At 52.7% G+C, this 12,354-nt stretch carries 9 protein-coding genes; all 9 read left to right on the top strand.

All coding sequences use genetic code 11. The features are described 5' to 3' along the window. Window positions 1-43 precede the first annotated feature (43 nt). The 9 genes from rseP (at window position 44) to dnaE (ending at window position 12,251) form a co-directional block, all read left to right on the top strand. Window positions 44-1,402, top strand: coding sequence for an RIP metalloprotease RseP (gene rseP / locus L1X57_RS03060; RefSeq protein WP_234667915.1), 1,359 nt, complete (start codon window positions 44-46; stop codon window positions 1,400-1,402). A gap of 100 nt (window positions 1,403-1,502) precedes the next feature. Further along, the gene (gene bamA, locus L1X57_RS03055; RefSeq protein WP_409559429.1) at window positions 1,503-3,854 is read left to right on the top strand and encodes an outer membrane protein assembly factor BamA; all 2,352 of its coding nucleotides are present in this window, start codon (window positions 1,503-1,505) and stop codon (window positions 3,852-3,854) included. A 48-nt stretch (window positions 3,855-3,902) separates the two neighbouring features. Continuing rightward, window positions 3,903-4,409: an OmpH family outer membrane protein gene (locus L1X57_RS03050; protein ID WP_009724149.1), complete on the top strand. Its 507-nt coding sequence runs from the start codon at window positions 3,903-3,905 to the stop codon at window positions 4,407-4,409. A gap of 51 nt (window positions 4,410-4,460) precedes the next feature. Beyond that, complete coding sequence (lpxD, locus tag L1X57_RS03045) at window positions 4,461-5,498, top strand: UDP-3-O-(3-hydroxymyristoyl)glucosamine N-acyltransferase (RefSeq protein ID WP_039869456.1); 1,038 nt, start codon at window positions 4,461-4,463, stop codon at window positions 5,496-5,498. A gap of 135 nt (window positions 5,499-5,633) precedes the next feature. Next, a complete protein-coding gene (fabZ, locus tag L1X57_RS03040) occupies window positions 5,634-6,077 on the top strand; it encodes a 3-hydroxyacyl-ACP dehydratase FabZ (RefSeq protein ID WP_009724151.1) in 444 nt (147 codons plus the stop codon). Next, complete coding sequence (lpxA, locus tag L1X57_RS03035) at window positions 6,074-6,841, top strand: acyl-ACP--UDP-N-acetylglucosamine O-acyltransferase (RefSeq protein WP_009724152.1); 768 nt, start codon at window positions 6,074-6,076, stop codon at window positions 6,839-6,841. The genes fabZ and lpxA overlap by 4 nt, the downstream gene beginning before the upstream one ends. Window positions 6,842-6,902: 61 nt before the next feature. Continuing rightward, the gene (gene lpxB, locus L1X57_RS03030; RefSeq protein WP_039869458.1) at window positions 6,903-8,102 is read left to right on the top strand and encodes a lipid-A-disaccharide synthase; all 1,200 of its coding nucleotides are present in this window, start codon (window positions 6,903-6,905) and stop codon (window positions 8,100-8,102) included. After that, window positions 8,092-8,709 (top strand): ribonuclease HII, encoded by a 618-nt coding sequence (gene rnhB, locus L1X57_RS03025; RefSeq protein ID WP_009724154.1) that lies wholly within the window; start codon window positions 8,092-8,094, stop codon window positions 8,707-8,709. The genes lpxB and rnhB overlap by 11 nt, the downstream gene beginning before the upstream one ends. A gap of 38 nt (window positions 8,710-8,747) precedes the next feature. Beyond that, window positions 8,748-12,251: a DNA polymerase III subunit alpha gene (gene dnaE / locus L1X57_RS03020; RefSeq protein ID WP_009724155.1), complete on the top strand. Its 3,504-nt coding sequence runs from the start codon at window positions 8,748-8,750 to the stop codon at window positions 12,249-12,251. Window positions 12,252-12,354 lie beyond the last annotated feature (103 nt).

The following is a 12,354-nucleotide window of genomic DNA, read 5'->3' as shown; positions in this document are numbered from 1 at the left end:
CATCAGCCATCGTTGATCAGCGAGTCGTGTAAAGGAGCGAAGAGTGGGCCTGATACAGAACATATTAGCGGTAATCGTGGTACTTGGGTTGTTGGTAACCTTCCACGAGTTTGGCCATTTCTGGGTGGCGCGGCGCTGCGGTGTGAAGGTGCTACGTTTCTCAGTCGGCTTTGGCAAGCCGCTGTGGTCGACCGTTGATCGTCACGGCACTGAGTTCGCGGTAGCGGCCATACCGCTAGGCGGCTATGTAAAGATGCTGGACGAGCGCGAAGCGCCTGTGCCCGAAGAGCAGTTGGATCAGGCGTTTAACCGCAAAACCGTGTGGCAGCGTATTGCCATTGTTGCCGCTGGCCCGATTGCAAATTTTTTACTTGCGATTGTTGCCTACTGGGCACTGTTTGTTGCTGGTACTACAACCGTTGCTCCCATCGTTGGCGATGTTACTCCTAACTCTCCCGCGGCGGAGGCAAGGCTTGCTCACGGTGCTGAAATTACCTCGATCCAGGGGGATGCTATGCGCTCCTGGGAAGAGATTAATTTAAAGCTTGTCTCTATGATCGGGTTTAATGGCGACTTGATGCTTGAGGCGCAGCCTGAAGGGTCTAATGCCTCTCGGGTTTATCAGCTTCCTGTTGCAAACTACATGGTTCGCCAGGATCCGCCTCAGCCACTGCAGAGTTTGGGTATTACGCCTTGGCGCCCCAACGTACCTGCGGTACTAGGCCAAGTGATTGATGGCCAAGCGGCTTCCCAAGCTGGTCTTCGGGCGGGGGATCATATTTTGTCGCTGAATGGCGAGCCAATTGATGACTGGATGCAATTTGTCTCGGTTATTCGAGAAAGTGCAGGCCAAACCCTAGAGGTTGGTTACCAGCGTGGCGATGAACAGAGTAGCCTCTCTTTAACGCCTGGCCGTAATACGCTGGAGAGTGGCGGCGAGGTTGGGTACATTGGTGCCGGGGCACAGCAGGTAACATGGCCCGAAGAGCTTCAGCGTGAAATTCGTTACGGGCCTGTAGAAGCCGTCGGTCAAGCGCTATCACGCACAGGTGAGATGACGCTGCTGACAGTAGATGCTATCCGCAAGATGCTGGTGGGGCTTATCTCGCCGTCGAACCTTTCGGGGCCGATTACCATTGCGCAGATCTCAGGTGACTCTGCTCGTGCGGGAATGGAAGCGTTTGTAGGCTTTCTAGCGTATCTTTCCATCAGTCTTGGCGTGCTTAATCTATTGCCAATACCCGTGCTCGATGGTGGGCATTTACTTTATTATTTTATAGAGGTCGTGCGTGGGCGGCCGGTCTCTGAGCAAACGCAAGCAGTAGGGTTGCGTATTGGGCTTGCCATGGTAGGCACCCTAATGTTGATGGCTCTCTATTTTGATCTGATGCGCCTGTGGTAATGACGCGTGTAGGGCGCTGGATGCCTTGTCATCTGCCTGCACAAATGTATATGGTGCCTATCTGGAATGATGGGCAGACCAACGCGAGCGAACTGACTGCATGAAAATCAAGACCCTTGGAATGGCGGCACTGTTGCTGGTAGGTACCAGCAGTGCCCAAGCACAATCCTTTGATGTTTCCGACATTCGTGTGGAAGGACTGCAGCGGGTATCTGCCGCCTCGGTCTTTAATGCGTTTCCCGTCAATGCCAATGATCGCGTTAGCGAACAGCAGCTCGCTGCCGCTGCGCGTGATTTGTTTGCCACAGGCTTGTTTGAAGATGTCTCCCTAGCACGAGAGGGTGATGTGCTGGTTATCCAAGTGGTTGAGCGGCCGACTATCGCGCGCTTGAACATCGAGGGGAATCAGCAGATTTCTGATGAGGATTTGCGCAACGGCTTACGCGAATCAGGCCTTTCCGAAGGGCAGGTGCTACAACTTTCCACGTTGGAAGAAATTCAACGTGAGCTTGAAGGGGTTTATCAAGCTCAGGGGCGCTACAGCGCAGGCATCGACGTCGAAGTTGATGAAATTGATGAAGGCCGCGTCCAGGTTAATATCAATGTCAATGAAGGCGAAGTCGCTAAAATCCGACAGATTAATATTGTTGGTAATGAGGCATTCGACGACGACACGCTGCGCGATGTATTTGAGCTAAATGATCGACCAGGACGTGTTTTTGGTTGGTTCTCTAAGGATGATTACTCCCGCGAAGCGCTAGCAGGGGACATAGAGAGGTTACGTTCCTTCTACCTGGACCGTGGTTACGTTAATTTTGATGTCACCTCAACGCAGGTATCGATTGGTCCTGAGAAGTCAGAAATATTCATCACGTTAAATATTGATGAAGGCAATCAGTTCCAAGTAGGCGACATTCGTTTTGCAGGTGACCTGCAAATTAGCGAAAACGAAGCGAACGAGTTATTGACCGTTAGCCGTGGTGATACGTTCTCTCGTGGAGACCTCAACGCATCTACAGAAGCGATTCGCCAGCGATTGGGAGCGGAAGGCTTTGCGTTTGCCGAGGTTCAGGGTATCCCTGAAATGGCGGGTGATGGTGAAACGGTTGATTTAGTGATTGCGGTCAACCCCGGTCAACGCACCTATGTGCGTCGTATTGAATTTTATGGCAATACCACGACACAAGATGAAGTATTGCGTCGAGAAATGATCCAATTAGAAGGTGCTCCTGCCTCGACCGAGTCGATTACTCAGTCGCGTCAACGCCTTGAACGCCTTGGCTTCTTCAGCCAAGTGGAGGTTGATACGCAGCCGGTTCCTGGGCAGCCCGACTTACTAGACGTAACCTATAACGTCGAAGAGCAGCCGTCTGGTTCGATATCTGCCAGCGTCGGCTTCTCGCAAAGCGCCGGGGTGATTTATGGCGTTGGTCTGGCGCAAAACAACTTCTTGGGCACCGGTAATCGCGTCAACGTAGGCGCACAACGTAGTGATACGTTTACCAGTGTTAACTTTGCATTCACGGATCCCTATTGGACACTGGATGGTATTTCGCGTGGCTATAACCTGTTTTATCGGGAAACTGATTATGGCGACTCCGATATTTCGACGTTCTCCACCGATGCTTACGGTGCTGGTATTAACTTCGGTTATCCCATTAGTGAACTTTCTCGTCTGAACTTTGGCGCCAGCATTGAAGAAATCAAGGTTAAAACCTATGACGACTCTGCTTCAGAAATTATTCGTTATGTCGAAGATCAGGGCGATAACGCGCAGAGCCTGAAGCTAACGGCGAGCTGGACACGTAATAACTTGAACCGTGGCATTATGCCAACAGCGGGCAACTATCAACGCCTATCGCTAGAGACGGGTGTCCCCGGTAGCGATGCGGAGTACTACAAGCTACGTGCTCGTGCTCAGCAGTTGTTCCCGATTAACGATGACCAGACCTGGGCGCTGAAGTTTACGGGTAATTTAGGTTATGCCGACACGCTGGGTAGTAATGACCCTTATCCGTTCTACGAGAACTTCTATGCGGGTGGTTTAGGTTCAGTGCGTGGCTTTACATCAAACACCCTAGGCCAACGTACAACGCCGACTCGAGATGGCGGTCGTGACCGTACATTGGGTGGTAACGTGCTGGTGGAAGGTTCAGCAGAAGTGCTCTTCCCAATGCCCTTTGTTGAAGATCAGCGTGCGATTCAACCGTCGCTCTTCCTTGACGCGGGTAATACCTTCTTGAGTTCTTGCTATGATGTGCAGGAAGCAGATGTTGGGCGCCAGCAATGCAGCTCTGGAGTCGACCTGAGTGACTTGCGCTACAGCGTTGGTATCGGTCTTTCGTGGCTAACGCCGGTAGGCCCATTGACCTTCAGCGTGGCAGAGCCGTTAAGCGATAAAAGCGGTGACGATACTCAGTTCTTCCAGTTCTCGCTGGGCCAAACGTTCTAACATGGTGGGATACCTTCGGTACCCATCTAATAAAAAGGAGTTAACACGATGCGTAAACTGACAGCAGCTGTGTGCCTACTTGGTGCAATGACGCTACCCGCCTACGCCGTTGCCGCAGAAGTGGCAGTGCTTGACTGGCGCGCCGCGTTGATGAATACACAGTCGGCTCAGTCATCGTTGAGCCAACTGGAAGGCCAAATCGGTAACCAGCAGCGCGAGGCTCAAGCGTTGGGAGAAGAGCTTCAACGGCTGCAAGAACGACTGCAGCGCGAAGGCGAGACGATGTCTCAATCTCAGCGAGACCCGCTCATTGCTGAGCTTCAGCAAAAGGGCAGCCGCTTTGAGCAACTGCGCCGCGAAGTGCTCCAAGCGCAGCAATCATCTGAGCAGCGGTTCCTTGAGGGTGCTGAGTCCAAGCTGGAGCGAGCGGTAGAACAGGTGCTGGAGCGTCACAATATTGATGTTTTGGTCGAGCCTCAAGGGGTGTTGCACTCATCGACTGACCTGCCTAATGTGACTAATGAGGTCACACAGATTTTTGATTCGCTAAACTAATTTTATGACTGTCGGTGCGGCTAGCCCGCACCCATGTTTCTCTGGGCTCCCATGACGCACGCTTCTCATCATCTCACCCTTGCGGATATTGCACGTCACTTGGACGTCGATTTTGAAGGCGACGCCGGACAGCCGATTCGGGGTCTTGCAACGCTTAAAGAAGCCGCGCCTGACCAAGTCGCCTTCCTCGCTAACCGTGCGTATTTAAAGGATCTATCAACCACTAAAGCAGCGGCAGTATTGCTTCATCCTGAGCATGGCAAGAACTGCCCTGTTCCACGCTTAGAGATGGCCAATCCTTATTTAGGCTACGCGAAGCTTTCCCAGCTATTTGATCCGCTACCTGCCCGGGATATCACAGGTATTCATCCCACAGCCGTTGTGGCGGATGGCGCTATGTTGGGCGAAGGCGTTTCCGTTCAAGCGCATGCGGTGATTGAAGCCGGAGTGGTGTTAGGTGAGCGTGTGGTGGTTGGTGCCGGCAGTGTGATTGGTGCTGATAGTGTGATTGGCGATGATACACGGCTACACGCTAACGTTACTGTTTGCCACGGTGTTGTGGTGGGCAAACGAGTGATTTTGCAAAGTGGTTGTGTGGTCGGTGGTGATGGTTTCGGCTTTGCCCATGACGGTGCCGGTTGGCATAAAATTGCTCAATTGGGCGGGGTTGTGCTCGGCGATGACGTTGAGGTCGGCAGTTGTTCAAGCATTGACCGTGGCGCGTTGGGAGACACCATAATTGGCAACGATGTAAAAATCGACAGCCAGGTACAGATTGCGCATAACGTGATCATTGGTGATCACAGCGCATTAGCGGGCTGTGTTGGTATTGCGGGTTCCACCAAGGTGGGTAAGCACTGCATGCTTGGAGGAGGCGTTGGACTTTCCGGACACCTTACTATTTGTGACGGCGTGCAGGTAACGGGTATGAGTCTAGTGACTAATTCGATTCATGAACCAGGTGTCTATTCATCGGGTACCGGAGCCATGAACAATACCCAGTGGCGTAAGAATGCGGTGCGATTTAAACAGCTAGATGAAATAGCCAAGCGCTTATCTCGTTTAGAGAAAAGCCATCGCAGTGAGTAGTTATGCCAGCAATTTAGAGGCAGGTAGCTTGAGGCTGGATAGCAGCAGGTTATAATTTACTGCTTTTTAACCAGCAAACTTGCTGGCGCGTGCCTGATTTGACTCAGGCCTTTTGTCATTTTAGAGGTCGTTACGATGGTTATGGATATTAACGAAATTCGCGAATACTTGCCTCACCGCTACCCGTTTTTACTGGTGGATCGAGTGACGCAATTAACCGTGGGCGAATCCATCGTTGCGTACAAAAATGTCAGTATTAACGAGCCGTTCTTTAATGGCCATTTCCCGCACCACCCCATTATGCCTGGTGTTTTAGTATTAGAGGCGCTGGCGCAGGTGTGCGGTATTTTAGGCTTTAAAACGGTCAATAAACTGCCTGCTGACGGCTATGTTTACTATTTGGTAGGAAGCGACAATGTGCGCTTCAAGCGCCCTGTGATGCCGGGTGACCAATTAGTGTTGGAAGCCAATGTTATCCGTGGAAAACGTGGCATTTGGAAGTTCGCCTGCCGTGCCACCGTTAACGATGAATTAGCCTGTGAGGCGGAAATTATTTGTGCTGAGAGGAAGGTAGCTTGATACATCCTACTGCACTGGTTGATCCCAAAGCGCAGCTTGCTGACAGCGTTGAGGTTGGCCCGTTTAGTGTTATTGGGCCAGATGTCACGATTGGCGCTGGTTCTGTGATAGGCCCGCACGTGGTTATTAAAGGGCCTACTGTGCTAGGTGAGCGTACGCGAATTTTTCAGTTTGCTTCGGTAGGAGAAGACTGCCAAGACAAAAAATACGCGGGCGAGCCAACGCGGTTGGTAATGGGGGATGATAACGTTGTTCGTGAAGGCGTTACCCTCCATCGTGGTACCGTGCAGGATCGCGGCGAAACTACCATTGGTTCGCGTAACCTGTTTATGGCATACGTTCATGTAGGTCATGACTGTGTGATTGGCAACGACTGTATTTTAGCCAACCAAGTCACTCTGGCAGGCCATGTTGTTCTGGGCGATCACGCTATTCTGGGCGGCCTTGCGGCCGTTCACCAGTTTTGCCACTTTGGTGAACATGCGATGGCAGGAGGCGGGTCGATTATTACTAAAGACACGCCTGCCTTTGTGATGATCAATGGCAACCCTGCTGAAGCGCGAGGCCTTAACCTTGTTGGCTTGAAACGCCGTGGTTTTAGCCGTGACGCGATCAATGCGTTAAGCAGCGCCTACAAGCTGGTATACCGCCAAGGTTTAACTGTCGAGCAAGCGGTTAGCGAAATGCGCAGCCGGTTCGATCTGCCAGAAGTCACCACGTTTGCCGACTCTATTGAGCGGTCAACGCGGGGTATCGTCCGCTAATGACATTGATGTCTAGCCGACATCAACGATGGATTCAAATGCCACTACTTCCCCGCTCATCATGACACTTCAGCGCGTCTATATTGTTGCAGGCGAACTCTCCGGCGATATCCTCGGAGCAGGATTGATGCACGAGCTGAAACTGCGCCATCCAGATATTGAGTTTCGTGGGCTGGGCGGCCCTCGTATGGAAGCTCATGGGTTGACGAGCCGTTTTCCCCTTGAAACGTTATCGGTGATGGGCCTAGTTGAGGTCATAAAACATCTGCCTGAGCTCATTCGCGTGCGCCGCACTCTGCGCGAAGAAGCGCTCGCTTGGCAGCCAGATATTATGATTGGCATCGACGCGCCTGACTTTAATATCGGCCTTGAGAAACAGCTACGTGCTGCCGGATTAAAAACTGCCCACTATGTCAGCCCTTCGGTATGGGCATGGCGGCAGGGGCGTGTGAAAAAGATTGCCAAGGCGGTCGATGGCATGTTGACGTTACTGCCCTTTGAGGCTGACTTTTACCATCGCCATCATGTGCCGGTCGCCTTTGTTGGCCATCCATTAGCGGATGAGTTACCTCTCGAGAATGATCGTCAAGCGACTCGCCAAGCACTTGCACTGCCTGCTCAAGCGCCGATTCTGGCAATGTTGCCAGGTTCTCGGGGCAATGAAATACGCTTTCTTGGTGATACGTTTTTGCGTGCTGCTGAGCTGCTCTGTCAGCGTAATGAAGCGCTGCATGTGGTCATTCCCGCAGCGACCCACCAGCGTTATCAAGAAATCAGCCAGCTACTGGCAAGCTACCCCACGCTAAGCGAGCGGGTCATGCTCCTAGAAGGTCAAGCGCGCGAGGCGATGGTAGCCAGTGATGCTGTGCTGTTGGCCTCGGGCACCGCTGCGCTAGAAGCTATGTTATGTCATCGGTCAATGCTAGTGGCTTATAAAATGGCACCGATGACCCACTGGCTGGCAAAGCGGTTGGTGAAAACCGAGTGGATTTCACTGCCCAATTTGATTGCTCAAGAGGGCGTCGTGCCAGAGCTGATTCAGGACGCCGCTTCACCAGAAACGATCGCTGATCGACTTGACGAAATGCTTAATAATGCGCAAAAACGCAATGCTCTGGAAGCTCGCTTTGCCGATATGCACCGTGCGTTACAGCGCCATGCCAGCCAGCGGGCCGCACAGGCAATTACCTCGCTGGTGGCGGGCCAACCATTGGATAGCAACGAAATAGCTGCACAAAAAGGGAGTAAACATGGCCGTTAAGCCGACCGACTATCCTCCCTTAGTAATCGACTATCGTGGTGAGTTCTTAGCGGGCGTTGATGAAGTTGGGCGTGGGCCACTGGTCGGCAGTGTTGTCGCATCGGCGGTGATCCTTGATCCTAGTCGGCCTATTGAAGGACTGACGGATTCAAAAAAACTCACCGCTAAAAAACGCGAAGCGTTGGATGTGCAAATTCGCGAACGAGCGCTAGCGTTTGCCGTGGCCGAAGCCAGTGCTGCGGAGGTTGATCAACTAAATATCTACCATGCCACCCATCTTGCTATGCGGCGTGCCATTGATGCCTTGGTGCCAGCAGCAGAATATTTGTTGGTGGATGGGAATCGTTTGCCCGGACACGAACTTCCTGGGCAAGCGGTGGTAAAAGGCGATGCCCGCCATCCTGCTATCGCCGCTGCGTCAATTTTGGCCAAGGTGGCCCGTGATGCACAGATGACTGAACTGGATCTGCGCTATCCTGATTATGGCTTTGCCCGCCACAAAGGGTATCCAACGAAAGAACATTTGGCGGCATTGTCTGCCCACGGACCGCTTGCTGAGCACCGCCGAAGTTTTGCGCCGGTCCAGCGTCAGTTAGCGCTGCTGTAAGCTTTTTCTATTTATCTAGCCTTGTTGCTGAGAGTCCCATGACGGTTCCGTTCGTTCATCTACGTTTGCACAGTGAATACTCCCTGGTTGATGGCTTGGTAAAACTCAAGTCACTGGTCGGTACCACCGCTGAGCGCGGGATGCCGGCGCTGGCCTTAACCGATGAAGCCAACCTGTTTGGTTTGGTTAAGTTCTACAAAGCGGCCCAGGGTGCTGGTCTTAAGCCCATCATCGGTAGCGACTTATGGCTGTACAACCCCCATGATGAGAGCCATCCGTACCGCATTACGCTGCTGGCGATGAACGATGTTGGTTACCGCAACCTCACTGAATTGATTTCTAAAGGGTGGACCGATGGCCAGCGCCAAGGGCGAGCCATTCTGGACAAACAGTGGGTGCTAGCGCAAAGCGAAGGGTTAATTGCACTATCAGGTGGACGTGAAGGCGAGATAGGTCGCCACTTGCTGTCTGATCATGAGCGCGAAGCACGGGAGCTGTTAGAAGAGTGGCAACGCGCCTTTCCAGACCGTTTTTATCTGGAACTCATCCGCACCGGACGGCCGCTTGAAGAAGATTGTGTTCACGCGAGTGTGAAGCTAGCGATTGAGTCGAACACCCCGGTAGTGGCGACCAATGACGTGCGCTTTTTAGAGCGGGAAGACTTCTGGGCACACGAAACCCGCGTTGCCATTGGTGAAGGCAAGGCTTTGGATGACCCGCGCCGCGAACGACGTTACACCGAAGAGCAGTACCTAAAAAGCCCTGAGGAAATGGCCGCACTGTTTGCCGATATTCCTGAGGCGCTTGAAAACAGCGTCATGATTGCTGAGCGATGTAGCGTCGACGTGCGGTTGGGCGAGATATTTCTACCTGAGTTCGAAATTCCTGAAGGGATGACCCAGGATGAGTTTTTCCGCAAAGTCTCCCATGACGGCCTCACTGAACGGTTAGATTTTCTGTTCCCTGTTGAACAGTATCCCCGCGATAGCGACGTATATCGCGAGATTGATCAGCGCTACCGTGACCGGCTTGAATTCGAGCTGAACGTTATTATCCAGATGGGGTTTCCTGGTTACTTCCTGATCGTGATGGACTTCATCCAGTGGGCCAAGGATAACAACGTGCCAGTGGGCCCAGGGCGTGGTTCTGGTGCAGGCTCATTAGTGGCTTACGCGCAAAAAATTACTGACCTTGACCCGATTGGCTATGACCTGCTGTTCGAGCGCTTTCTTAACCCTGAACGTGTCTCCATGCCCGATTTTGACGTCGACTTTTGCATGGAAAAGCGCGACAAGGTGATTGAATATGTGGCTAATCGCTATGGCCGCAACGCGGTCTCTCAGATTGTTACCTTTGGCACCATGGCCGCTAAGGCGGTGGTGCGCGATGTGGCGCGTGCCCAGGGGCGGCCTTACTCCTTGGGCGATAAGCTCTCCAAGCTGATTCCCTTTGAAGTGGGTATGACGCTTGCTAAAGCGATAGAGCAAGAACCGGCCCTGAAAGAATTCATCGGCAATGACGAAGAAGCCGAAGAGATCTGGGAAATGGCCCTCAAGCTAGAGGGCACCACCCGGGGTACCGGTAAGCACGCGGGGGGCGTCGTGATTGCCCCCACCAAATTGACCGATTTCTCGCCGCTACTGTGCGATGAAGATGGCTCTGGCCTGGTGGTGCAGTTCGATAAAAACGACATCGAAGACGCCGGGCTAGTGAAGTTCGACTTCTTGGGCTTGCGAACGCTGACGATTATCGACTGGGCACTGGAAATGGTCGATAAAGTGCGGGGGGTAAACGGTCAAGCGCCACTTAATATCGACGCTATTCCACTGGATGACAGCAAAACGTTTGAGATGCTTAAGCGAGCGGAAACCACCGCCGTTTTCCAGTTGGAATCTCGTGGTATGAAGGAGCTGATTAAGCGCCTGCTGCCAGACTCCCTCGACGATATGATCGCCCTGGTGGCGCTATTCCGCCCAGGCCCGCTGCAGTCTGGCATGGTTGATGACTTTATCAATCGTAAGCACGGCCGTGCCGAAGTCTCTTACCCACACCCAGATTATCAGCACGACCTGCTAAAGCCGGTACTCAGCCCGACATACGGCATTATTTTGTACCAAGAGCAGGTCATGCAGATTGCTCAGGTAATGGCTGGTTATTCATTGGGTCAGGCCGACATGCTGCGCCGCGCCATGGGTAAGAAAAAGCCCGAAGAGATGGCTAAGCAGCGTTCAGGCTTTATGGAAGGCTGTGCCGCCAACGGTATTGATAAAGATCTTGCCGGAAATATCTTTGACCTTGTCGAGAAATTCGCCGGTTACGGTTTTAACAAGTCCCACTCTGCCGCCTACGCCTTGGTGTCTTATCAAACCGCCTGGTTGAAAGCGCACTATCCTGGCCCGTTTATGGCCGCCGTTATGTCAACGGAAATGGATAACCTGGACAAGGTGGTGCCGCTAATTGAGGAGTGCCGCCACCTCAAGCTTACTGTCACACCGCCGGATGTTAATGTCGGTGGCTACAAGTTTACCGTTGATACGGAAGGGCGCGTGGTTTATGGCCTGGGTGCCATTCGCGGTGTGGGTGAAGGCCCGATTGGTGCGATTGTTGAAGCTCGTAGCACTGATGGTCCATTTAAAGATCTTTTCGATTTTTGTCGCCGCATTGATCCTAAACGGATGAACAAGCGGACGCTAGAAGCGCTGATTCGCTCTGGCGCACTGGATAATCTTGGCCCTAACCGGGCGGTACTCGCCGCCGCGATGGAAGACGCCTTGAAAGCGGCTGCTCAAAACCATGCCAACCAAAATCTGGGTATGCTGGATATGTTTGGCGATGCGTTTACTGCGGAAGAGGAAGAAACGGATCCTTATGCTGAGTACCAAGGTGCCCGTGAATGGACAGATCGTGAGCGCCTTTCTGGGGAAAAAGATACGCTGGGCCTCTATCTGACCGGCCATCCCATTGATGAGTATGAGCGAGAACTAAAGCGCTTTGTCTCTACCCGTATTAGTGATTTGAAAGCCTCGCGTGAGCCCCAGCGTGTGGCTGGCCTAGTGGTGGCGATGCGCACAATGAAGTCCAAGCGCGGTGATACGATGGCGTTTATTACACTGGATGACCGTACCGGGCGCATCGAAGCTTCCTTGTTTGGCGAACTATTTGACCAACTGCGGGGCCAAATCGAATCTGACCAAGTGATTATCGTTGAAGGTGAAGTATCAAACGATGACTTTTCTGGTGGCTTGCGCTTGCGGGGTAAAGACGTTACTCCGATGGTGACTGCGCGAATTCGCTATGGTGAGGCGGTGGAGTTGGCACTAGATGCTGAACAGATCAACGGGCGTTTAGTCGATAGCCTGCGCGAGAGTCTTAGTCCTTACCGCGATACCGGCGGGTTGCCAGTACGGCTGCAGTATCGCCACTCAGAAGCGGTTGGCTGGATGGCGTTGGCTGATGAATGGAAAGTCGCTCCCAGCGACGATTTACTGTTGGCTCTTCGCGATGTGCAAGGGCAGGTCGGCGTTCAGTTACGCTACCGTTAATAAACCAATAAATGTGCGTGTACCACCGCCAGATTGAACACTAAACGATGGTGCGCCACGCTAATTGAAAGGGTACTGCCTTGCGTGGCAGGTTCAGGGTGCG

The organism is Halomonas sp. TD01 (assembly GCF_923868895.1).
Classification (GTDB): domain Bacteria; phylum Pseudomonadota; class Gammaproteobacteria; order Pseudomonadales; family Halomonadaceae; genus Vreelandella.
Note: the sequence above shows the minus strand (reverse complement) of the source record. Positions and strands in the feature narration are given on the sequence as shown.

Coding starts and splice junctions, on each gene's coding strand:
- bamA (WP_409559429.1), top strand. CDS start 1,503: ATGAAAATCAAGACCCTTGGAATGGCGGCACTGTTGCTGGTAGGTACC.
- L1X57_RS03050 (WP_009724149.1), top strand. CDS start 3,903: ATGCGTAAACTGACAGCAGCTGTGTGCCTACTTGGTGCAATGACGCTA.
- lpxD (WP_039869456.1), top strand. CDS start 4,461: ATGACGCACGCTTCTCATCATCTCACCCTTGCGGATATTGCACGTCAC.
- fabZ (WP_009724151.1), top strand. CDS start 5,634: ATGGTTATGGATATTAACGAAATTCGCGAATACTTGCCTCACCGCTAC.
- lpxB (WP_039869458.1), top strand. CDS start 6,903: ATGACACTTCAGCGCGTCTATATTGTTGCAGGCGAACTCTCCGGCGAT.
- rnhB (WP_009724154.1), top strand. CDS start 8,092: ATGGCCGTTAAGCCGACCGACTATCCTCCCTTAGTAATCGACTATCGT.
- dnaE (WP_009724155.1), top strand. CDS start 8,748: ATGACGGTTCCGTTCGTTCATCTACGTTTGCACAGTGAATACTCCCTG.